The 22342-nt window shown below is 64.3% G+C and carries 24 protein-coding genes, 3 tRNA genes and 1 riboswitch; of the genes, 15 read left to right on the top strand and 12 right to left on the bottom strand.

The window, feature by feature from the left end; translation table 11 throughout:
- Nucleotides 1-8 precede the first annotated feature (8 nt).
- On the bottom strand, nt 9-782 hold the full coding sequence (locus PHE40_RS04400; RefSeq protein ID WP_299958571.1) for an RNA methyltransferase: 774 nt from the start codon (nt 780-782) through the stop codon (nt 9-11).
- Between the two features lie 261 nt (nt 783-1043).
- Here PHE40_RS04400 and PHE40_RS04395 point away from each other — a divergent pair.
- From PHE40_RS04395 to phbB, 8 genes are all read left to right on the top strand, one after another.
- Nucleotides 1044-1126: transfer RNA gene (locus PHE40_RS04395), tRNA-Tyr, on the top strand.
- Between the two features lie 42 nt (nt 1127-1168).
- A tRNA-Gly gene (locus PHE40_RS04390) sits at nt 1169-1242 on the top strand.
- A 79-nt stretch (nt 1243-1321) separates the two neighbouring features.
- A tRNA-Trp gene (locus tag PHE40_RS04385) sits at nt 1322-1398 on the top strand.
- Between the two features lie 41 nt (nt 1399-1439).
- On the top strand, nt 1440-1634 hold the full coding sequence (gene secE, locus PHE40_RS04380; RefSeq protein WP_299958531.1) for a preprotein translocase subunit SecE: 195 nt from the start codon (nt 1440-1442) through the stop codon (nt 1632-1634).
- Nucleotides 1635-1644: 10 nt separating this feature from the next.
- Nucleotides 1645-2175: a transcription termination/antitermination protein NusG gene (gene nusG, locus PHE40_RS04375; RefSeq protein WP_291421795.1), complete on the top strand. Its 531-nt coding sequence runs from the start codon at nt 1645-1647 to the stop codon at nt 2173-2175.
- 61 nt (nt 2176-2236) lie between these two features.
- Complete coding sequence (locus PHE40_RS04370; RefSeq protein WP_299958526.1) at nt 2237-3250, top strand: HlyD family secretion protein; 1014 nt, start codon at nt 2237-2239, stop codon at nt 3248-3250.
- Nucleotides 3247-4815: a DHA2 family efflux MFS transporter permease subunit gene (locus PHE40_RS04365; RefSeq protein WP_299958523.1), complete on the top strand. Its 1569-nt coding sequence runs from the start codon at nt 3247-3249 to the stop codon at nt 4813-4815. The genes PHE40_RS04370 and PHE40_RS04365 overlap by 4 nt, the downstream gene beginning before the upstream one ends.
- A gap of 137 nt (nt 4816-4952) precedes the next feature.
- Nucleotides 4953-5675, top strand: coding sequence for an acetoacetyl-CoA reductase (gene phbB, locus PHE40_RS04360; protein ID WP_299958521.1), 723 nt, complete (start codon nt 4953-4955; stop codon nt 5673-5675).
- Nucleotides 5676-5724: 49 nt separating this feature from the next.
- Here the strand turns inward: phbB and PHE40_RS04355 are convergent, their stop codons facing one another.
- Genes PHE40_RS04355 through PHE40_RS04305 form a run of 11 tightly spaced genes read right to left on the bottom strand, consistent with a single transcriptional unit; the run spans nt 5725 to nt 15349 of the window.
- Entirely contained in the window at nt 5725-6987 is a 1263-nt protein-coding gene (locus tag PHE40_RS04355; protein ID WP_299958518.1) for a folylpolyglutamate synthase/dihydrofolate synthase family protein, read from the bottom strand.
- Complete coding sequence (gene accD / locus PHE40_RS04350; RefSeq protein ID WP_299958515.1) at nt 6984-7850, bottom strand: acetyl-CoA carboxylase, carboxyltransferase subunit beta; 867 nt, start codon at nt 7848-7850, stop codon at nt 6984-6986. Before accD ends, PHE40_RS04355 begins: the two co-directional genes overlap by 4 nt.
- 27 nt (nt 7851-7877) lie before the next feature.
- Nucleotides 7878-8915, bottom strand: coding sequence for a tRNA epoxyqueuosine(34) reductase QueG (queG, locus tag PHE40_RS04345; protein ID WP_299958512.1), 1038 nt, complete (start codon nt 8913-8915; stop codon nt 7878-7880).
- On the bottom strand, nt 8902-9366 hold the full coding sequence (gene queF / locus PHE40_RS04340) for a preQ(1) synthase (protein ID WP_299958509.1): 465 nt from the start codon (nt 9364-9366) through the stop codon (nt 8902-8904). Before queF ends, queG begins: the two co-directional genes overlap by 14 nt.
- A complete protein-coding gene (gene tgt, locus PHE40_RS04335) occupies nt 9359-10477 on the bottom strand; it encodes a tRNA guanosine(34) transglycosylase Tgt (protein WP_299958506.1) in 1119 nt (372 codons plus the stop codon). The genes queF and tgt overlap by 8 nt, the downstream gene beginning before the upstream one ends.
- Nucleotides 10474-11496 (bottom strand): tRNA preQ1(34) S-adenosylmethionine ribosyltransferase-isomerase QueA, encoded by a 1023-nt coding sequence (queA, locus tag PHE40_RS04330; protein ID WP_299958503.1) that lies wholly within the window; start codon nt 11494-11496, stop codon nt 10474-10476. The genes tgt and queA overlap by 4 nt, the downstream gene beginning before the upstream one ends.
- Before the next feature lie 18 nt (nt 11497-11514).
- Complete coding sequence (locus tag PHE40_RS04325) at nt 11515-11910, bottom strand: VOC family protein (protein WP_299958500.1); 396 nt, start codon at nt 11908-11910, stop codon at nt 11515-11517.
- Complete coding sequence (locus PHE40_RS04320; RefSeq protein WP_299958497.1) at nt 11910-13556, bottom strand: fumarate hydratase; 1647 nt, start codon at nt 13554-13556, stop codon at nt 11910-11912. Before PHE40_RS04320 ends, PHE40_RS04325 begins: the two co-directional genes overlap by 1 nt.
- Before the next feature lie 3 nt (nt 13557-13559).
- Complete coding sequence (locus tag PHE40_RS04315) at nt 13560-14069, bottom strand: SspB family protein (RefSeq protein WP_299958494.1); 510 nt, start codon at nt 14067-14069, stop codon at nt 13560-13562.
- A 36-nt stretch (nt 14070-14105) separates the two neighbouring features.
- Nucleotides 14106-14942 (bottom strand): GNAT family N-acetyltransferase, encoded by an 837-nt coding sequence (locus PHE40_RS04310; protein ID WP_299958491.1) that lies wholly within the window; start codon nt 14940-14942, stop codon nt 14106-14108.
- Nucleotides 14939-15349: a Fur family transcriptional regulator gene (locus tag PHE40_RS04305; protein WP_299958568.1), complete on the bottom strand. Its 411-nt coding sequence runs from the start codon at nt 15347-15349 to the stop codon at nt 14939-14941. Before PHE40_RS04305 ends, PHE40_RS04310 begins: the two co-directional genes overlap by 4 nt.
- 53 nt (nt 15350-15402) lie before the next feature.
- On the opposite strand from PHE40_RS04305, the gene PHE40_RS04300 reads away from it, so the two are divergent.
- From PHE40_RS04300 to PHE40_RS04270, 7 genes are all read left to right on the top strand, one after another.
- Nucleotides 15403-15651: a sulfurtransferase TusA family protein gene (locus PHE40_RS04300; protein ID WP_299958488.1), complete on the top strand. Its 249-nt coding sequence runs from the start codon at nt 15403-15405 to the stop codon at nt 15649-15651.
- A gap of 80 nt (nt 15652-15731) precedes the next feature.
- A complete protein-coding gene (locus PHE40_RS04295) occupies nt 15732-16769 on the top strand; it encodes a COX15/CtaA family protein (RefSeq protein WP_299958486.1) in 1038 nt (345 codons plus the stop codon).
- Complete coding sequence (locus PHE40_RS04290) at nt 16766-17896, top strand: COX15/CtaA family protein (protein WP_299958483.1); 1131 nt, start codon at nt 16766-16768, stop codon at nt 17894-17896. Before PHE40_RS04295 ends, PHE40_RS04290 begins: the two co-directional genes overlap by 4 nt.
- Nucleotides 17883-19334: a metalloprotease TldD gene (gene tldD / locus PHE40_RS04285; protein ID WP_408838547.1), complete on the top strand. Its 1452-nt coding sequence runs from the start codon at nt 17883-17885 to the stop codon at nt 19332-19334. The genes PHE40_RS04290 and tldD overlap by 14 nt, the downstream gene beginning before the upstream one ends.
- Nucleotides 19335-19464: 130 nt before the next feature.
- A complete protein-coding gene (locus PHE40_RS04280; RefSeq protein WP_299958477.1) occupies nt 19465-19890 on the top strand; it encodes a BphX family protein in 426 nt (141 codons plus the stop codon).
- Nucleotides 19891-20242: 352 nt separating this feature from the next.
- A riboswitch (SAM riboswitch) is annotated at nt 20243-20338 on the top strand.
- Nucleotides 20339-20402: 64 nt separating this feature from the next.
- Nucleotides 20403-21590 (top strand): O-succinylhomoserine sulfhydrylase, encoded by a 1188-nt coding sequence (gene metZ, locus PHE40_RS04275; protein WP_299958474.1) that lies wholly within the window; start codon nt 20403-20405, stop codon nt 21588-21590.
- Between the two features lie 59 nt (nt 21591-21649).
- Nucleotides 21650-22114: a hypothetical protein gene (locus tag PHE40_RS04270; protein WP_299958469.1), complete on the top strand. Its 465-nt coding sequence runs from the start codon at nt 21650-21652 to the stop codon at nt 22112-22114.
- The last annotated feature ends 228 nt before the right edge of the window (nt 22115-22342 follow it).

Here is a 22342-nt window from a genome sequence, read left to right as displayed (position 1 = left end):
AAAACGCACTAAAATTTTCGCGTCAGCTCATACAACGCAACAGCCCCGGCGGCGGAGACATTCAGGCTCTCCATGCCGCCGGGCATGCCCAGCGCCGCCACCTCGTCGCAGGTCTCGCGGGTCAGACGGCGCATCCCCTCACCCTCGCTGCCCAGCACCAGCGCCACACGGCGCCCGCCAAAACTCTCCCCGTTCAGCTTGTTGGGTGAGGCGCCATCCAGCCCCACAACCCACACATCCGCCGATTTCAGCACGATGAGCGCGCGCGAGATATTCACGATCCGCAGCAGCGGGATCATCTCCAGCGCGCCAGAGGCCACTTTCGCCAGCGCCCCGGTCTCCTCGGGCGCGTTGCGCTCCTGCGCGATCACCATGGCAGCGCCGAACGCCTGCGCCGTGCGCATCAGCGCGCCGATGTTGCGCGGGTCGGAAATCTGGTCGAGCACCAAAATCGGCCCCGGGCGCTTGAGCGCATCCAACAGCGGCGGCGCCACCAGCTGGTCGGTGAGTAGCGCCACGCCTTGATGCACAATCCCGCTGCCCTGGCGCGCGCCCAGCAGCTGGTCCACCCGCTCGCGCGTGGTGATCTCTGGCTGAATCGGCCAGGGCTGGGGCCGCTCGGCGGCCAGCGCGGCCTGCGCGTCCTCGGTGATCACCAGCCGACGCAACCGCCGCGCCGGGTTGGCCAGCGCCGCCGCCACCGCATGGGTACCATACAGCCACACCGCGCCCGCGGGCACGGCCGGGCTGCGCGCTTGCCCGCGCCCGGAATTTTCGCGCATCGGCGGCCGGTCGGTGGGGCGTTCTGGCTTTGGCCCCCGCCCGCCGGGCAGGCTCAGCTTCGGTCCATCAAATTTTTTTGGCCCGCCCTGCGCCCGCTCGCCCGGGCGGCCATGCGGCTTTTCCCCGCCACGGCTCTGAGTTTTTTCGCCGGGGCGGCCGGATTTTGATCTTGGGGGGCGATTTTGTGTCATGCCTGCTTCACTATCCCCGCCGCATTACGTTGACAACCAAAGCGTGATCGGGGAAATGACAGCCCATACGGAAGGGTGCCCGAGTGGCTAAAGGGGGCGGACTGTAAATCCGCTGGCGTACGCCTACGTTGGTTCGAATCCAACCCCTTCCATATCCTGCCTTGATGTTTGTCCTTGATGTTTGTTTTAGTTTCGCGGGTGTAGCTCAACGGTAGAGTCCCAGCCTTCCAAGCTGGTTGTGCGGGTTCGATTCCCGTCACCCGCTCCATATTTCCCGGCATTTTCACCTGGAGACTTGACACAAAGCGCGCCAGCGTGTGGAACGCCGGGTTCGTGCTGGTTAGGATAGGGGCGTAGCTCAATTGGCTAGAGCGCCGGTCTCCAAAACCGGAGGTTGAGAGTTCGAGACCCTCCGCCCCTGCCATCCACCCCAGCACATAACGGCTGTTTTCGGAGTTTGTCTCTTTGGCGTTCAACCTGGTTAAATTCTCGCGCGAAGTCCGTGCCGAAGCCACCAAGACCACGTGGCCCTCGCGCAAGGAAACCCTGCAGACCACGGGCATCGTGCTCGGCATGGTGGTGTTGACCGCGGTATTTTTTCTGACCGTCGATCAGATCATCGGCGCCGGCATGCGCGCCCTCTTCGGCGTCGGAAGTTAAGGAATTTTTTATGGCCAAGCGTTGGTACGTCCTCCATGTGTATTCGGGCTTCGAGAAGAAGATCGCCACCCAGATCAAGGAACAGGCCGAGCTGAAGGGCTTGTCTGACTCCATCGGCGATATCGTGGTGCCGGTTGAGGAAGTGACCGAGATCCGCCGCGCCCAGAAGGTGAACACCGAACGCAAGTTCTTCCCCGGCTACGTCCTCATCAACATGGACATGTCCGATGACGCCTGGCATCTGGTCAAGGACGTTCCCAAGGTCACCGGCTTTTTGGGCAGCAAAACCCGCCCAAGCCCGATCCCGGATTCCGAGGCCGAACGCATCATGAAGCAGGCGCAGGAAGGCACCGAGCACCGCCGCCCCGCCGTCCTGTTTGAAATCGGCGAGCAAGTACGCGTGGCCGACGGCCCCTTCACCAGCTTCAACGGCGTCATCGAGGAAGTCGACGAGGACAAGGGCCGCGTCAAAGTCTCCGTCTCCATCTTCGGCCGTTCCACCCCCGTGGACCTGGAATATGGCCAGGTGGAGAAAGTCTGACCACCTTGTAATCACCGACGGCGGTCTTATCTGCGGGAGCAAACTGCTTTAAGGGGTTCCTGTGTCTGACGTGACTGCATCGCCCCCCAAAAAGCGCTGGCTCCTGTTCGCCGGCGCTTTTCTTGTGTTTGCCGCCGGCCTCTCCTGGCTGGCCTATTATCTGCTGGCCGGGCAATACTTCATCAGTACCGACGATGCCTATATCGCCGCTGACTCCAGCCTCATCGCGCCGAAAATCAGCGGCTATGTCACCGCCATCGCCGTGCGCGACGGCCAGGAAGTCCACCAGGGCCAGCTGCTCCTCGCCATAGACCCGCGCGACTATGAGATCGCCCAGGCCGCCGCCCGCGCCGCGCTGGCCACCGCCCAGGCCAGGCTCGCCCTGCAACAGCAGGTCATCGCCGCCGCCAGGGCCACCATGCAGGGCGACGAAGCCCGCCTCGCCTTCGCCCGGCAGAACCAAAAACGCTACGCCAGCCTCTCCTCCACCGGCGCCAGCACCCAGCAGGACCGCGAACAGGCAAACACCGGCCTCGCCACCGCCCAGGCCAGCCTCGCCGCCGCTAGGGCCAACCTCACCGGCGCCACCATGCAGGTGAGCGTGCTCACCGCCCGCCTCACCCAGGCTGAAGCCGCCGCCACCCAGGCCGCGCTCGACCTTAGCCACACAAAAATTTTCAGCCCGTTCAACGGCGTCGTCGGCGATAAATCCGTCGCCATCGGCGACTACCTGCAACCCGGCAACCAGATCATGGCCATCGTGCCGCTCTCCCAGGTCTACGTCGTCGCCAACTACAGGGAAAACCAGATCACCCGCATCCAGCCCGGCCAGAAGGTCGACCTGAGCGTGGATGCCTTCCCCAACCTCAAGGTCACCGGCAGGGTGGATTCCATCTCCCCCGCTTCCGGCCAGGAATTCGCCCTCCTCCCGCCTGACAACGCCACCGGCAACTTCACCAAGATCGTCCAGCGCGTCCCGGTGAAAATCGTCCTCAACCTGACCCCGGACATCCTCGGCAAGCTGCGCCCCGGCCTCTCGGTGGAACCCTCCATCGACACCCGCCCCCAGCCGTGACCAAAGCCGCGCCCCCGCCGCTGTCGCTGCGCACCAAAATCGCCGTTGGCGGGGCGATGCTCGGCGCCTTCATGGCGGTTCTGAACATCCAGATCATCAACACCTCGCTGCCCGAGATCCAGGGCGGCATCGGCACCGGGCTGGAGGATGGCGGCTGGATCTCGACCTCCTATCTAATCGGCGAAATCATCGTCATCCCCCTCTCCGGCTGGCTGGTGGAGGTCTTCTCGATGCGCCGGTACTTCATCGGCAGCACGGTCCTGTTCCTGTTTTTCTCCGCCGCCTGCGGCCTGGCCGGAAACTTCCCGGAATTGGTCGGGCTGCGGCTGCTCCAGGGCTTCACCGGCGGGGCGCTCATCCCCCTGGCCTTCACCTGCCTCATCACGATGCTCCCGGAACGCGTACGCCCCACCGGTTTCGCCGCCTACGCCCTCACGGTAACCTTCGCCCCCGCCATCGGCCCCACCATCGGCGGCACGATCACTGATCTCTACGGCTGGCGCGCGATCTTCTTCCTCAACCTGGTGCCCGGCGCGGTCATGCTCTTGGCCCTGCTCTGGGGGCTTAACCCGGCGCCCATGCAGCTTGAAAAATTCCGCCGGGGAGACTGGCTCGGCATCGCCACCATCGCCATCGGCCTCGGCTCGCTGCAAATCGTGCTGGAGGAAGGCAACAATGACGACTGGTTCAACTCCCCCCTCATTTTCCGCCTCTCAGTCGTCGCGGCCATCGCGCTGAGCGCCTTTCTGTTGCAGGAGCTGCGGCCGGGCAACCGCGCGCCGCTGGTCAACCTGCGGCTCTTCACCCGCTGGAATTTCGCCCTCGGCTGCTTCACCGCGCTCATCCTGGGGTTTGTCCTCTACGCGGCGGTCTACCTCATTCCGATTTATCTGGCCGAAGCCCATGGCTACAGCGCGCGCCAGGCCGGCAACGTCATGGCCTGGATCGGCCTGCCCCAGCTCATCATCATTCCCTTCACGCCCTACCTGATGCGCCGTGTTGACCCGCGATACCTGCTCATGAGCGGGTTTTTGCTGTTTTCCATCAGTTGCTTCTGGAGCATCAACCTCGGCCCGCAGGACAGCGGCCCCCAACTACTCATCCCCAACCTCATCCGCGCCCTTGGCCAGGCGATGATCTTCCCCCCCATCACCCTCATCGTCACCTCGGGCATTCCCTTCGCGGATTCCAGCTCCGCCTCCTCGCTGTTCAACATGATGCGCAATCTCGGCGGCGCCATCGGCATCGCCATGGTGCAAACCTTCATCACCAACCGCGAAAAATTCCATTCCGCGATCATGATGCCCCATATCAGCCTGCTCAACCCGGCAACCCGCCAGCGCCTAGCCCTGCTTCAGCATTATTTCGCCACCCACAGCATCTCCGGCCCGCAGGATGCCCGTCACGCCGCCATCATCGCCATCGGCCGCACCGTTCAGGCCCAAGCCTTCTACCTCGCCTATGGCGACGCCTTCGCGCTGCTCGGCGCTTTCATGCTCATCGGCGTGCTGGTGATCGCCTTTCTGCAAAAACCCGCCGGACGGGCCGTACCCGGCGGCCATTAAAGCGCGCGGCCGGAGCACCCTGGCATACATTTGAATATGCGGCTTAATCTCGCCAAAAGTTTCACGCTAACCGTATTTCCTGCCTTCCCGCGCATCGCAAAATCGTTTAGCCTTCCCAAAAACCGGAGGAAAAACACATGGCGCGCATTGCATTGGTTACCGGCGGCACTCGTGGAATCGGGGCTGCCATCAGCATCGCACTTAAGCAGGCCGGACGAACCGTCATCGCCAACTACGCCGGCAACACCGCGGCGGCCGAGGCTTTCACCGCCGAAACCGGGATCGAAACCATGCGTTTCGACGTCTCGGACTTTGACCAGTGCATCAACGCGGTTGACAGCATCGTTGCCAAACACGGCTCGCTGGATATCCTCGTCAACAACGCAGGCATCACCCGCGATGCCGTCATCAGCAAAATGAACCGCGACATGTGGGACGCGGTGATCGACACCAACCTCGGCTCCTGCTTCAATCTTTGCAAAGCCACGTTTGACGGCATGAAGGCCCGCAAGTTCGGCCGCATCGTCAACATCGGCTCCATCAACGGCCAGGCCGGGCAATACGGCCAGGTCAATTACGCCGCCGCCAAATCAGGCATCCACGGCTTCACCAAGGCTCTGGCGCAGGAAGGCGCGCGCTACTCCATCACCGCCAACGCCATCGCCCCCGGCTATGTTGATACCGATATGGTCCGCGCCGTCCCGCCCGACGTGCTGGAAAAAATCATCGCCAAAATCCCCCGCGGCCGGCTCGGCAAAGCCGATGACATCGCCCGCGGCGTGGTCTTCGTCACCGCCGATGAGGCGGATTTCATCACCGGCTCCACCCTCTCCATCAACGGCGGCCAGCATATGTACTGAGCCGTCCAGCCCGCGGTCATGCCAGCGCAAGCTGGCATCTCCCGCTTGCCTAAACCACGCCCCCCGCATCCAGCTTCAAAACTTCCCCCGCCAGATACAGGCTCCCGCAAATCAGCACCCGCGCGGGCGCCGTAATCTGCGTCATCGCGCCGCGCACATCCGGCCCCGCCACGGCCCGCCCGCCCGAGGCCGCGATAATCGCCTCAACCGGCAACGCCAGATGCTGCCCCGGCTCCGCCACCGCGAAAATCTGTGCCGCGTGAGGGAGCAAGATCCGCATCACCTCGCCCACATCCTTGGCCTGCTTCATGCCCAGAATCAGCGTCGCCGCCCCGCCCCAGGCCCGCAACTGCGCCGCCAGCGCCGCCGCCCCCCCGGGATTATGCGCGCCGTCCAGCCAAAGCTCAGAGCCTGGCGGCAGCAATGCCAGCAACGCGCCATGCAGCCGCTGCAACCGCGCCGGCCACTCCACCGCGCGCAGCCCGGCCGCCAGCACTTCTGGCGAAAACGCAAACCCCGCCGCGCGCAGCGCCATCATCGCAATCGCCGCATTCTCCGCCTGATGCACCCCAGGCAACCCCGGCGGCGGCAAATCCAACCCCTCAAAACGCAGCCCATCCGGCACCGCCGCAACCTCCCAGTCGCGCCCGCGCAGCAATAACGGGGCCGCGGCCAGCCGCGCCGCGTCCATAATCGCGGCCAGGGCCTCGCTCACCTGCGCGCCCACCACCACCGGCACGCCGGGTTTAATGATCCCGGCTTTCTCCGCCGCGATCACCCCCAGCGTGTCGCCCAGAAAATCCTGATGATCCATGGAGATGGAGGTGATCGCGCAAGCCGCCGGGCGCACCACATTGGTCGCATCAAACCGGCCGCCCAGCCCCACCTCAACCACGCATAAATCCGCTGGCACCCGCGCGAACAGCAAAAACGCCGCCGCCGTGATCGCCTCGAACACGGTGATCTGGTTGCCCTCGTTCGCCGCCTCTATCTCATCGAGCGCGCCCGCCAGCGCCTCATCGCTCACCAACGCGCCCGCCAGCCGGATGCGCTCGTTGAATTTCACCAGATGCGGCGAGGTATAAACATGCACGCGCAGCCCGGCCGCCTCGGCCATCGCGCGCGCAAACGCGCAAACGCTGCCTTTGCCGTTGGTCCCCGCGACATGGATCACCGGCGGCAGCCGCAACTGCGGATCGCCCAGCGCGCCCAGCAGCCGCACCAGCCGGTCCAGCTTCAGGTCTATCAGTTTCGGATAAAGCCGATGCAGCCTCTCCAGACTGGCGTCAAAACGCCCGCGCGCGGCGCTCACGCAGCGGCGGGGTGCTTGTTGCCGGTCATCAGCCCGATCAGCCGCGCCAGCGTCGCCGTCAGCTCATCGCGCTTCACCACCATGTCGATGATCCCATGCGCCAGCAGATACTCCGCCCGCTGGAACCCCTCGGGCAGCTTCTCGCGCACCGTCTGCTCGATCACCCGCGCGCCGGCGAAGCCGATCAGCGTATTCGGCTCGGCAATCTGCACATCCCCCAGCATCGCGAAGGAGGCGGTCACGCCCCCTGTCGTCGGGTCGGTCAGCACCACGATAAAGGGCAGCCCGGCTTCCTTCACCATCTGCGAGGCGATCACCGATCGCGGCATCTGCATCAGGCTCACAGCCCCTTCCTGCATCCGCGCCCCGCCCGAAGCAGTATAGACAATCATCGGCGCCGCCAGCAAAACCGCCTGCCGCGCGGCCGCAACCAGCCCCTCGCCAACGGCCGCGCCCATCGAGCCGCCCATGAACTCAAACGACATCGCCGCCACCACGGCCCGGTGGCCGCCCACGGCGCCATGCGCCACCAGCAGCGCATCATCCTGCTTGGTGCTCTCGCGCGCGTCCTTCAGCCGGTCGGCATAGCGCTTCTGGTCACGGAACTTCAGCGGGTCCACCACGGCCTTCGGCAGGTCGATGCGGGTATAAACCCCGTCATCAAAGGTCCAGGCCAGGCGGTCAGCCGCGCTGGCGCGCATGTGGTGCCCGCAATGCGGACAAACCTTCAGCGCCGCCTCCAGCTCCCGATGAAAAATCATCTGCTGGCATTTCGGGCATTGCTGCCACAAATTATCCGGCGCCTCCTTGCGGCCCAGGAGGGTGCGGATTTTTGGTCGGACAAATTCTGTAAGCCAGCTCATGAAAAAGGATTTACCCGCTTTGCAAACCTAAGGAAAGACCAGCCGCGCCACCGCCCAGGCGCCTGCCTCGGCGACCACCGCGTCAGCGTCTCCCGCCAGGGCGCGCGCCACCGGAAGGAGGGCAACATCCCCGCTGTTGCCAATCGCAATCGCCACATTGCGCACAAACCTGTTGCGCCCCACCCGCTTCACCGGGGAGCCTGCAAACATCGCCCGGAACCCGGCATCATCCAGCCCCGCCAGCGCCGCCAGCCGGGGGGCCACCAGCTCCTCCCGGTGCGCGAATTTCGCCTCCCGCCCGGCCTTGGCAAACTTGTTCCACGGGCAAACCGCCAGGCAGTCATCGCAGCCGTAAATCCGGTTGCCCATCCCCGCGCGCAACGCCTCGGGGATCGGCCCGTCATGCTCAATCGTCAGGTAGGAAACACACCGGCGCGCATCGAGCTGGTAGGGTGCGGGGAACGCCGCGGTCGGGCAGGCTTCCAAACATGCCTGGCAACTCCCGCATCTATCCGCATGGGCGGCATCCGGCGCAATCTCCAGCGTGGTGAACACCTCGCCCAGAAACAGCCAAGAGCCATACGCGCGCGAGACCAGGTTCGTATGTTTCCCCTGCCACCCCAGCCCCGCCAGCGCCGCCAGCGGCTTCTCCATCACCGGCGCGGTGTCCACAAACACCTTCACCCCCGCCCCGCGCGCGGCGATAAACTGCGCCAGGTGCTTCAACTTTCCCTTCACCACATCATGATAATCGCGCCCGCGCGCATAGACCGAAATATTGCCCACCCCGGCCGCGCCTACGCTGGCCAGCGCGTCGCCCTCCGGCGCGTAGGAAATCCCGAGCGAGACCACGCTCATCACCTGCGGCCATAAAACCCGCGGGTCCGCCCGTTCATCGGCGCGAGCCGCCATCCAGCCCATGCCGCCATGGCGCCCGGCCGCCAGAAATTCCTTTAACCCCTCCTGACGCTCCGGCGGCATCGCGGCGCGGGCAAACCCCACCGCATCAAATCCCAGGGCTTCCGCCCGCGCGCGTATCGCGGCCCCTACGTCATCCCCGGCCACGATACCCCGGCACCCCCTGCTCGGGGATCCACGCCCCCTCCGGCGGCGCCCCACTCTGCCAGAATACATCAATCGGGATTCCCCCGCGCGGATACCAATAAGCCCCGATCCGCAACCATTTCGGGCGCAGCAACTCCACCAGCCGGTCCGCGATCATCATGGTGCAAGCTTCATGAAACGCGCCATGATTCCTGAAACTATGGAAAAACAGCTTCAGTGACTTGCTCTCAACCAGCCAGTCGCCCGGAATATAGTCGATCACGATATGCGCGAAATCCGGCTGCCCCGTGAGCGGGCAGAGCGAAGTGAACTCCGGCGTGGTGAAGCGCACCACCACATCCTTTCCCCCCGTCTGCGCCGCCACCCGCTCCAGCACCGCGCTCTCGGGCGAGGTGGGCGCCTGCGTGGCGCTGCCCAGCTGCTGCAAACCGGCGTAGCGTTCCTCAACCATGTTTCGCCTCCTCCCACCCGGCGCGCGTAGCCTGGCAATATTCATCGTAATTACCTGCCAGAATCGCCACCCGGCCATCCTGCATCAGGCGTTGATAATAGGTGAGGTTATGCATCGTCAGCAGCATCGGCCCCAGAATCTCCTGCGCGCGGAACAGGTGATGCAGATACGCCCGCGTATGGCGCGTGCAGCACAAGCAAGCGCAAGTCGCATCCAACGGCGTGCCATCATCAATAAACCGCGCATTGCGCAGGTTGAACACCCCGTGCGCGGTGAAGCCCCGCGCCGTTCGCCCGGCGCGCGTCGGCATCACGCAGTCGAACATATCAACCCCGCGCGCCACCGAGCCGAGCAGATCATCAGGCGTGCCAACACCCATCAGATAACGCGGTTTTTGCTGGGGCAGAAAAGGTGCAGTAATATCCAGCATCGCATACATCATCTCCTGGCCTTCGCCCACCGCCAGCCCGCCGATGGCATAGCCCTCGAAGTTCAGCTCCCGCAGCGCCGCGGCTGATTCCTCGCGCAAATCCTTATAGACATTCCCCTGCACGATGCCGAACTGCCCATAGCCGTCACGCGCCACGAACGCATCCCTTGAGCGCTTCGCCCAGCGGGTGGAAAGCCGCATCGATTTCGCGGCCTCATCATGAGTCGCCGGAAATTTCGTGCATTCATCGAGCACCATCGTAATCGTGGCATCCAGAAGATACTGAATCTCCATCGAACGCTCAGGGGTCAGATGATGCGCCGAACCGTCTATATGTGAGCGGAATGTCACCCCCGTCTCATCCATTTTGCGCAGTTTGGCGAGCGACATCACCTGGAACCCGCCGGAGTCTGTCAGAATCGGCCCTGGCCAGTCCATCATTTTATGCAACCCACCGAGCCGCGCCACCCGTTCCGCGCCCGGCCGCAACATCAAATGATACGTGTTGCCGAGCACGATCTTCGCCCCCGTCGCGCGCACGGCATCAGCGGTCATGGCCTTCACGGTCCCCGCCGTGCCCACCGCCATGAACGTGGGCGTCGGCACATCGCCATGCGCCGTATGCAGCATACCCGCCCGCGCAGCGCCATCCTGGCCCAGCAGATCAAATGAAAAACTCATGCTTTCTCCAGCAGACACGCATCGCCATAGGAATAAAACCGGTAGCCCGCCGCAATCGCATGGGCATACGCGCCACAAATCCGCTCCACCCCGGCAAAGGCCGAGACCAGCATCAGCAGCGTGGAATGCGGCAGATGAAAATTCGTGAACAGCAAATCCGCAACCTTGAAGCGATAGCCCGGCAGAATGAAAATATCCGTCTCACCGTCAAACGCCTGCACCAGACCATCATCACCCGCGGCTGACTCGATCACCCGCAGCGCCGTCGTGCCCACCGGCACAATCCGCCCGCCTGCCGCGCGCATCGCGTTAATCCGCGCCGCTGCCGCGGCGGATACATAGCCGCGCTCGGCATGCATCCGGTGCTCCGCCAGATTCTCCACCCGCACCGGCAAAAATGTTCCCGCGCCCACATGCAGGGTCACGCACACAATCTCGACCCCCGCTTCCTCCAAACTTGCCGCCAGCTCCGGCGTAAAATGCAGCCCCGCCGTGGGAGCGGCCACCGCGCCCTCATGGGCCGCGAACATGGTCTGATAATCCGCCCTGTCCTGCACGGTAATCCCCTCCGGCCGCGCGATATAAGGCGGCAGCGCCAGCGCCCCGCTGCGCGCCAGCGCGGCGTAGAAATCATCCGCCGAAAACCGCAAAAACGCCGCGCCGCCTTCCAGAACTTCCAGCACCTCGGCGGAGAATTGCGGATCGATCACCAGCACATCCCCGGCCTTCACCCGCCGCGCGTTGCGCAGCAAAACCCGCCAGCTGCCATCATCGCGGCGGCGGTCCAGCGTAATGCCGATCCGCGCCGCGCCACGATAGGCGCTGAGCTGCGCTGGGATCACCCTGGTATCGTTGACCACCAGCAGATCGCCACGCCGCAGCAGCCCCGGCAGATCGCGCACCCGCCAGTCGCGCAGCTCTCCGGCCACATGCAACAGCCGCGCGCAATCACGCGGGCGCGCGGGCTCGGTGGCGATACGCTCCGGCGGCAACTCATATCCAAAATCGGAGAGCTTCATGGGTTGTCACCCATGAAATCAATCCCCCATATACGAGGCGAGTTCAATCAGGTTGCCATCCGGGTCACGGCAATACACCGAGGAGATATCCCCCAGCGCGCCAATGCGTGAAACCGGCCCGCGTTCCACCGGCACCCCGCAGGCATATAATTGCGCAATCGCGTCTTCCGGCCGCACCGCGATCACGAAACACAAATCCAGCGTTCCCGGCTGCGCGATTTCGGCATGCGGCACCACCTCATGCCCCACCTCGTGCAGATTTATCTTCTGGGCGCCAAATCGCAGCGCCGTGCGATTCTTGCCGCCGTATTCCTCACGCTCCATGCCCAGCACCCGCTGGTACCAGGCCGCCGTCGCGTTCAAATCCCGGCAGGTCATCACCACATGGTCAATGCGGTCAACGGTGAATTTCATCAGGCAAGCTCGCTGAAAAAATCATTGCCCTTGTCGTCCACCACGATGAACGCCGGGAAATCCTTCACCTCGATTTTCCAGACCGCCTCCATGCCAAGCTCGGGATACTCCAGAACCTCGACCTTGGTGATGTTGTTCTGCGCCAGAACCGCCGCCGGCCCGCCGATGGAGCCCAGATAGAACCCGCCATGCGCCTTGCACGCATCACGCACCGCGCGCGAGCGGTTGCCCTTGGCCAGCATGATGAGCGAGCCGCCCGCCGCCTGGAATTCTTCCACATAGCTATCCATCCGCCCGGCCGTGGTCGGGCCGAAGCTGCCGGTCGCCATTCCTTCGGGGGTCTTGGCCGGCCCGGCGTAATACACCGGATGGTTCTTCATATAATCGGGCATGCCCTCGCCACGGTCGAGCCGTTCCTTCAGCTTGGCATGGGCGATATCGCGCGCCACCACAATCGTGCCGCTCAGCGCCACCCGGGTCTTGATCGGGTGTTTCGTCAATTCCGCCAGAATCCCGGCCATCGGCTGGTTCAGATCAATCGCCACCACCTCGCCGCCCAGATGCGCCTCGGTCATCTCCGGCAGATACTTCGCCGGGTCCGTCTCAAGCTGCTCCAGAAACACGCCATCCTTCGTGATCTTGGCTTTAATCTGCCGGTCCGCCGAGCACGAAACACCAATGCCGATCGGCAGGCTCGCGCCGTGCCGCGGCAGCCTTATCACCCGCACATCATGGCAGAAATACTTGCCGCCAAACTGCGCGCCGATGCCGATGCGCTGGGTCATCTCCAGCACGCGCGCTTCCATCTCCACATCGCGGAAGGCATGGCCAAGCCTGCTGCCCTGGGTGGGCAGTTCGTCGAGATATTTCGTCGAGCCCAGCTTCACCGTCTTCAGGTTCATCTCGGCCGAGGTGCCGCCGATGACAATGGAGAGATGATACGGCGGGCAGGCCGAGGTCCCCAGCGTCTTGGTCTTCGCCTCGATGAACGCCAGCAGTTTTTCAGGCGTCAACACCGCCCGCGTCTCCTGGTAGAGATACGTCTTATTGGCCGATCCCCCGCCCTTGGCGATAAACATCAGATGAAACTCATCGGCATGGTGCTCGCCAGGTGCGGCCATGATATCAAACTGCACCGGTAGGTTATTGCCGGTGTTCACCTCGTCATACATGCCAAGCGGCGCCATCTGCGAATAACGCAGGTTGGTCTCGGTATAGGTGCGGTGCACCCCCCAGCTCAGCGCCTCTTCCTCATCGCCTTCCACCCAAACCCGCTGGCCCTTTTTGCCGAACACCAGCGCCGTGCCGGTATCCTGGCACATCGGCAAAACCCCGCCGGCGGCAATCGAGGCGTTCTTCAAAAACTCCATCGCCACGTAGCGGTCATTCTCGCTGGCCTCGGGGTCGTGCAAAATCTTCGCCAGCTGCGCCAGATGCGCCGGGCGCAGCAAATGCGAAACATCATGAAACGCCGCGAACGCCAGTTCGCTCAGCGCCTGCGGGCTCACCTTCAACACCGTCTTGCCATCCACCTCGATGGTGGACACGCCCCCGATATCCAACCTGCGATACTGCGTCGTATCCTCCCCCAGCGGGAGCATCGGCGAATAGGCAAACCCTGATTTCAGCTGCGTTGTCACGTTCATCTCTCAGGAATCTTTCTGTCTCTTCCGGAAGGCATCCAGGCTCACCACATCGGCTGGCCCGTCATTGGGACGCGAGGGCACATCATCACCCTCCGGCGCCGGTACATCCGCGACCTTGATGGGCTCGGGCACCGCAACCTCAAAATGCAGGCCAAAGCGCACTTCCGGGTCGGCGAAGCTGGTAATCGCCGCCAGCGGAATGGTCAAAATACTCGGCACCCCGCCAAAAGCGAGCCCCACATTCATCTCCGTCCCCTGCGCGTCCACGCTCAGGCTATGGAACTGGTGCTGCAGCACAATGGTCATCTCGTCGGGATATTGCGCGCGCAGCCGCTCGGGGATCTTCACCCCCGGATACGCGGTCTTGAACGTAATGTAGAAATGATGCCCGCCCGGCAGCCCCTCGGCCGCCGCATGGCGCAGCGCGCTCACCACCACATGGAGCAACGCTTCCTGCGTCCACTCATCATACGGCAGCAGCGAATCCGGCACATTCAAATCGTCGTCAGCCATCAACCATCCCCCAAAGCCGCCTGCTCAGCACAGGCCTCAACGCGCTTCGCGCTCGTAATGCCGGTAATATTTATCCGTCACCAGATCCGTCTGCACCACCACGGCAATATCGGTGGTGTTGAACTGGTGGTCGATCACCGCCCCATCCCCCACAAACCCGCCCAGCCGCAGATAGCCTTTTACCAGCGGCGGCAGGCGCAGCAATGCCTGCCTGGCGTCCAGCGCGGCCGGGTCGCAGCGGCGCATTTCCACATAGCGTCCGGGCAGCGCGCGCGGGCGTATCGCCTCGGGCGCCAGATGGTGCGTGGCCAGATACGTCAGCTCCAGCGCCACCGCGTCCGGGTCCGTCCCGCTCAGCGAGGCGCAACCGAACATTATATCTATGCCATGATGGAAAACATAGGCCGCGATCCCCCGCCAGAGCAGTTGCAGCACCGAGCGCGAGCGATACGCCACATCCGTGCAGCTGCGCCCCAGCTCCAGCTTGCGTCCCGGAAAGCTCTGCAGCGCCGAAATATCATACTCGGCCTGGCTGTAGAACCGGCCAATCTTCGCCGCCGCCTCCTCGCGGATCAACCGGTACGTTCCCACCACCCCGGCCGCGCCCTCGCCCCGGTCATGGTCAATCACCAGCAGATGGTCCGCCAGCGCGTCAAACTCATCGCTGTCGCGCCGCGCCGCCACCGCCACGGCATCCGCCTGCGCGCCCATCTCCTCGTAAAACACGCGGTAGCGCAGCGCCAGCGCGGCATCCAGCTCGCCCGGCGTAGCCGCCAGCCGCACGCCGAGGTTCCCCGCGCGCAACTCAGGAAATCCTGGCGCCGCGCCGCCCGTGGCAACGCGAGGCGATTCCGGCCCAATACTTTCATTCATTTTTTTATCCGCCGGCCAAATAGCTCGATTTTAATGATATCGACCTCAAACCCCTGCATCCGGGCCACATCGCGCAGCAACGCCTCGGCCTGGGGCGAGGCAAACTCCAGCACCATGCCGCTTTCCTGGTCAACCAAATGAAAATGCGTCCGCTCCTGGGTCGGTTCATAGCGCGCGCGCTTCCCGCCCAGGTCCCGCCGCGCCAGAATGCCCTTGGCTTCCAGCAGACGCACGGTCCGGTACACGGTCGCCAAAGAAATCCGCGCGTCAACCTTGTTGGCCCGGCGGTGCAGTTCATCCACATCCGGGTGGTCGTTCGCCTCGGACAGCACGCGCGCGATCACCCGGCGCGGGCCTGTCATCTTCAGCCCGTTCTCTATGCACAGGCGCTCGATGCTTATATCCATCATCTGCCTTGTGGCCCAAGTTTTTTCTCCGGTCCAGCCTTGCGAGAGACAGTATGATGATAACAAGCCTCCCCGCGCACCATAAAGCCATCGACATCACAGCCGAAACCTGCCCCATGACCTTCGTTCGCACCCGTCTGGCGCTCGACACAATGCAGACCGGCGAGATCCTGCTGGTGCGCCTCAAGGGCGCCGATCCGCTGGCCAACGTCCCGCGCGCCGCGGCTGACCAAGGCCACGACCCGCTGGACCTGCTCGAACAGCCCGACGGCAGCTGGTTCCTGGTCATCCAGAAGGGCTGAATCCACGCCCCGCGGCTGGCGAATTGCGCCGCCACGCCCTATATGCCGCCCGTACCACCGCGCCCAACAGGAGCCTGAGCTTGTCCAAATCCAGCGCCGCCGCCGCCGGCCAAACCAGCCGCCCCCTTGTCTCCGCCTGGCTCTACCTCCTCTGTTTCATGATCTGGATCATGGTCGGTATCGGCGGCTACACGCGCGAGACCGGCTCCGGCCTCTCCATCATGAACTGGGACCCCATCATCGGCGCGCTCCCGCCCATGAGCACCGCCGCCTGGAACGCCCTCTTCGCCAAATACCAAACCATCTCCCAGTACCAGATCCTGCACAAAGGCATGGATCTCGCGGGCTTCAAGCAGCTCTTCTGGCCCGAATACATCCACCGCCTCTGGGGCCGCCTCATGGGCGTTGTCCTGCTCCTGCCCCTCATCGTCTTCGCCCTCACCGGCCGGCTTGAAAAACGGCTGATCCCCTGGCTGCTCCTGCTGTTCGTCATGGGCGGGCTGCAAGGCGCCATCGGCTGGTTCATGGTCGCCTCGGGCTTCTTCGCGGGCAGCACGGCGGTTGAGCCCTGGCGCCTCTCGCTGCATTTCTCCGCCGCCATGGTCCTCTATGTCTCAGTCCTCTGGACCGCGCTCACCGTCAGCCACCCCACGCCCACCGCCCCCTTCGCGCAGCGCGGCCTGCAACGCCTGACCATGCTGGCCATATTGCTGCTGTTCTGCACCATGTTCGCGGGCACCTTCGTCTCGGGCACGCATGCCATCTCGGTGTTCGACCCCGCGAAATCCATTGGCATCGGCATGCCCCCGCCGGGCTACCCCCACACCAGCTTCCTCTCCGACCAAGCGACCATCCTCTTCAACCACCAGGCCCTGGCCACCCTCACCACGCTGGTGCTGCTCATCACCGCCACCAAGGCCCTGCGCAGCAACGCCGGCGCGCCGATCCGCGACGCCGGGCTCGCCATCGCCTGCCTGGTGCTGCTGCAATTCACCCTGGGCGTCAGCGCCCTGGTCTCCAAAATGATCGACCTCGGCGTCGCCCATCAGATGAACGCGGTGCTGCTCCTCACCGCCTGCATCCTGCTGCTGCACCGCCTGCGCGGCGCCACGGCATGAGCACCACGCAGGGGGTAGGCGGGGCGGCCACGCGCCAGAATAAACCCGCGCGTGGGGTTGGCGGGGCGGCCACGCGCCTAAATAAACAAGTTGGCAACTGGCTCATCCTGCTCGCCTGCATGATCTTCGGCATGGTCATCGGCGGCGGCCACGCACGCACCATCAACGCGGGTTTCTCCATCCAGGTCTGGCGGCCGATCACCGGCTTCATCCCGCCGATGACCGCGGCCGACTGGTCCTACCTCTTCGGCCTCTACCAAAAAACCGCGCTCTTCCAGTCCCACCCCATCAGCCTCGCCGCCTACAAGGCGCTGTTCTGGCCGATGTTCCTTGACCGCTGCTGGGGCCGGCTCATCGCCCTCACCTTCATCATCCCCTTCGTATATTTCTGGTACACCGGGCAGCTCTCGCGCCGCCTCAAACTCTGGCTCGGCGCCATCTTCCTGGCAGGTGCCGGCCAGGCCACCTATGGCTGGTACATGGTGCAAACCGGCATGTATCCCGGCGTGCTCTCGCCGCCGCCCGCCTGGGCCGGGCCGCACCTCATCTCCGCCATGCTGGTGCTCTTCGCCCTGCTCTGGACCGGGCTGAGCATCCGCACCCCAACCCCCGCGCATCTGCCCGGCGCACAAATCCTGCGCCGCCTCACCAGCGCCAGCCTCGCCCTCATCCTCCTCACCATGTTTTATGGCGCGCTGGTCGCCACCACCAACGCCATCACCGTGTTCAACACCTTCCCCACCATGGACGGCCAGTGGATCCCCAAAGGCTTCCTCGCCATGCAGCCGCTCTGGTGGAACTTCATCGCCAACCAGGCCACCGTGCAGTTCTGCCACCGGCTGCTGGCCACCATCACCGCGCTCACCGTGCTCGCCACCGCCATCCTCGGCCTGCGCGCCCCGCTGCCCCCCGCCTTGCGTGACAATTTTCTCCTCGTCGCCGCCCTGGTGGCGTTGCAATACCTGCTCGGGATGACCACCCTTATCCTAGCCGCGCCCGAGCTGGGCTATGTCCACGAACTCAACGCCGTGCTGCTGTTCGGCGCCACCACCCTGGCCCGCCACGGCCTGCGCGGCGCCACCCCGGCCCGCCACCTCAGCCCATCCCTTGCCGTTGGAGCAGAATAAATTGTCCGAAGCCCTCGCCACCGCCGCCACCCTTTTCCACGGCACCAACGGGCTGGACCCGCACACCGCCGCCCGCCACATCGCCACCGCGACCGATGGCGCCGACGATGGCGAGCTGTTCCTCGAATACCGAGAATCCGAATCCATCAGCCTGGAGGATGGCCGCATCCGAGCCGCCAGCTTTGACACGCGCCGGGGCTTTGGCCTGCGCGCGGTGCTGGGCGAGGCCAGCTACTACGCCCATGCCGGCGAGATCACCGATGAAGCCCTGGCCCGCGCCGCCGCCACCATCAAGGCCGCCAAATCGCTAGAACATTCCGCCACCGCGGCCAGCCCCGCCGCCGCGCCCGCCCCGCTGTACGCCGGGCTGAACCCGCTGGCCGAAATGCCGTTTTCCACCCGCGCCGAACTGCTCCAGGAGATTGACTCCTTCGCCCGCGCGGCTGACCCGCGGGTCATCCAGGTCATGGCCAGCATCGCGGGTGAATGGCAGGCCATCGAGATCATCCGCGCCGATGCCACCCGCCTGGCCGACCTTCGGCCCCTGGTCCGCCTCAACATCTCCGTCGTGCTTGAACACAACGGGCGGCGCGAGTCCGGCTCCCACGGCGCGGGCGGGCGCACCTCTTATGCCCCGCTCATCGCCCCCGCCTACTGGCAGGGCGCGGTGCATGAGGCCATCCGCCAAGCCGCCGTGAGCCTCGAGAGCATCCCCGCCCCCGCCGGTGAAATGCCCGTGGTTCTGGGCGCCGGCTGGCCGGGCATCCTGCTGCATGAGGCCATCGGCCACGGGCTGGAGGGGGACTTCAACCGCAAGCAGACCTCCGCCTTCGCCGGGCTCATGGGCAGCCGCATCGCCTCCAAGGGCGTCATGGTGGTTGACGACGGTACCATCCCCAACCGCCGCGGCTCGTTGACGATTGACGACGAAGGCACCCCCACCTCGCGCACCGTCTTAATTGAGGACGGCATCCTCACCGGCTTCCTACAGGACCGCCAGAACGCCCGGCTGATGAACATGCGCGCCACCGGCAACGGGCGGCGCGAATCCTACGCCCACGCCCCCATGCCGCGCATGACCAACACCATCATGCTCGGCGGCAATGCGAGCAAGGAGGATATGATCAAAGGCATCAAGCGCGGCCTCTACGCTGTCAACTTCGGCGGCGGCCAGGTGGACATCACCTCCGGCAAGTTCGTCTTCTCCGCCTCCGAGGCCTACATGATCGAGGACGGCAAAATCACCGCCCCGGTGAAGGGCGCCACCCTCATCGGCAACGGGCCGGACGCGCTAACCAAAGTGGAGATGATCGGCAACGACATGGAGCTGGACCCCGGCATCGGCACCTGCGGCAAAAACGGCCAGGGCGTGCCCGTGGGCGTCGGCCAGCCGACCATGAAAATGTCCTGCCTCACGGTCGGCGGCACCGCTGCTTAGAGCGTAAGCATCGGAACGGCCATGAAGCCGAGCCATACCGGCTTCCTGCGCCGCCGTTGACAAACCCGGCGCCGGTTGCGATGTCTTTGCCGTGGTGAACTAAGTCCTCATTCCTATCGGAGTCAAAACGATGCAGAAACTGCGCATATTCCTGATCGGCTGCGGCCTATGGTATCTCTGTAATTTGGTCCTACTCTGGCCCCCAGTCTATGCCGGCGCTCTGCCGCTGATCTATCCCGGAATAAATCTTGGCCAGGGGCAACCGGTGTTCGGCCTGCTGCTCGACGCCTGGCTGATCGTTGGCATCCAGTTAGGGGCGATCGGCGTTGTCGCACTGTGGGGTGCAAGGCAGCCGCGGCATTACACGGCGCTTGTCCCGGTCATCGTGTTGACCGAGCTGGTTGGCGCGGCCTGGGATACCTATAGCTTGACCTACAGCCACGAGGCGCTGCGGGTCGGCTCGGTCACCCTAACGGTGCACGCCATTATCGTCCTTTCCGCCTGGTTCGTCTGGTCGGCGGTGAACCGTGATATCCAGAAAACGGCTGCCAACTAAGCGGTAATCGCAAAGAACCTGTTTGCAGGTTGCGGCAGGCCAAGATGTTCGCGCTAGGTGCTGCCAGCATAGTCGCTGCGGCTCCGGCGTCACCTTACCCGTGAAGTCCTCCAGCCCTCCGGCCACTCTATGATTGTCGCGTCATTCGCTGATCAATGCGAAAGCGCGATCGCACGTAAACCAATCAGGCCCTGATACCAGCCCGCCAAGAGCTTGACTCTCTGGGTTTGGTGGCGGGCTGGTATAAGCTTTTGATTTTTCGCGCGGCCGCCCCACCAGCCCCGCGCTCATACCAGTCAGCCTTAAGGCTGACTGGTATGAGTTGACCGGCCGGGCCGGCGGGTCTAGGCGGGAAGCTACCTCGTGATTTGTCCGGCCGGATTGCGGCGAGGCGGCATCCCCGGATGCCATTAAATAAACGCGCTAAAGAGGCTGTGGCGCCGCAATGCGCCACCTCCCCTGTGGCCGGATACGTGACGGCCAGGCATGTTTATGAAGCGAGGGGATTTGAGATGAGCGATACCGATAACCAGCGGCTGGCGACGAAGCTGATCCACGCCGGTCGTATCCGCACGAATTTGGACGAAAACGCCGAGGCGCTCTTCCTGACCTCGGGCTTCGCCTATGAGAGCGCCGGCATGGCCGAGGCGGTGTTCGCCAACCAGATTCAGCACTACCAGTATTCGCGTTTTGCCAACCCCACGGTGAGCATGCTGGAGCAGAAGCTCGCGGCCATCGAGGGGGCGGAGGTCTGCCGCTGCACGGCGACGGGCATGGCGGCGGTCTCCTCGGCGATGCTGGCCGGGCTGAAGACGGGGGAGCGCGTGGTGGCGGCCCGCGCGCTGTTTGGCTCCTGCCACTGGATCGTGAGCACCCTGCTGCCGCAATACGGCATCGTGACCGAGTTTGTGGACGGCGCGGATATGACCGCCTGGGCCAGGGCGCTGGCCACCCCGGCGGCCATGGTGCTGCTGGAGACGCCCTCCAACCCGATGCTCGACATGGTGGACCTGCGCGCGGTGTGCGATCTGGCGCATGCCGCTGGCGCCCTCGTGGTGGTGGATAACGTGTTCGCCACGCCCCTGCTGCAACGCCCGCTGGAATTTGGCGCCGATGTGGTGGTGTATTCCGCCACCAAGCATATGGATGGCCAGGGCCGCGTGCTCGGCGGCGCCGTGCTGGGGCCGAAGCAATGGATGGAAGAGGTTTTCCAGCCATTTTTCCGCAACACCGGCCCGGCGCTCTCGCCCTTCAATGCCTGGGTTATCCTGAAAGGGCTGGAGACCATGGCCCTGCGGGTGAAGGCGCAGTCAGCCTCAGCGGAGGCCATTGCGGTGTTTCTGGAGCAGAGCCCCAAGGTCTCGCGCGCGCTCTACCCCACGCTGGCCTCGCACCCGCAACGCGAACTCGCCATGCGCCAGATGAGCGGCGGCGGCACCATGGTCACCTTCGAGCTGAAGGGCGGCAAGGCGGCGGCCTTCGCGTTGATGAACGCCTTCAAAATCATCACCATTTCCAACAACCTGGGCGACACGAAATCCCTCGCGACCCATCCGGCCACCACCACCCACATGCGCATCGGCCCGCAGGAGCGCGCGCGCCTGGGCATCAGCGATGGCACCGTCCGCCTCTCGGTGGGGCTGGAAGACCCGGCCGACCTCATTGATGATCTGACCCAGGCGCTCGCCCGCGTGGGATGAGCTTGTCTACCGGGCAGGCAGGCTGGTAAGTTCACCGCCATTATTGTTGGGAGATAAACATGGCGGCCACTGCTGTTTTCACTCGTTTGCCGCGCGCGGATCTGGGCGAGCTGGTGGCCGCCGCGCAGGATGATGACCCGCACGCGTTGCAGGCGTTTCTCGCCGCCAACGGCACCACGGTGGCGGATTTTGATTACGATGGCGCAGTATTCCCGGTGCTGCTGCCCATTCTCTCCGATGATTACGACATCGAGCTGGAAGCCAGCGAAAACGAGGTGGTGGCCGATATTGCCGAAGCCACGGAGACGCTGGTGTTCATCATGACCGCCGAGGACCAGGATAAATATCTGGAGGCCCTAAACCCTGACAATTTCGATGAGGAAGAGTTGGGCGACGCCTATCAGGACTTCACCGAGGAAGAGGACGAGGACGCGGGCGAGATGATGCTGGCGGGCATCGCCGCGCTGCACACCGCGCTGGCCGAAGCCGACGCGGGGCATGTGATTGTCGTCACTGTGGGGTAGAGCGGGACGCGCGCTTAAAAAAATGGCCAGGGGGCATAGCCCGCCTGGCCTTATTTCTGGCGCGGGCTCATACCATCCCGCCAAGAGCTTGACTCTCTGGGTTTGGTGGCGGGCTGGTATAAGCTCTTGATTTTGCGCGCGGCCGCCCCACCAGCCCCGCGCGCATACCAGTCAGCCTTAAGGCTGACTGGTATGACCCGCTTGCAGCCGCGGCCCGTGCATCCGAAG

Source organism: Acidocella sp. (assembly GCF_028687955.1).
In the GTDB taxonomy this organism is placed as follows: Bacteria; Pseudomonadota; Alphaproteobacteria; order Acetobacterales; family Acetobacteraceae; genus Acidocella.
This window is presented reverse-complemented; position numbering and strand designations above follow the sequence as displayed.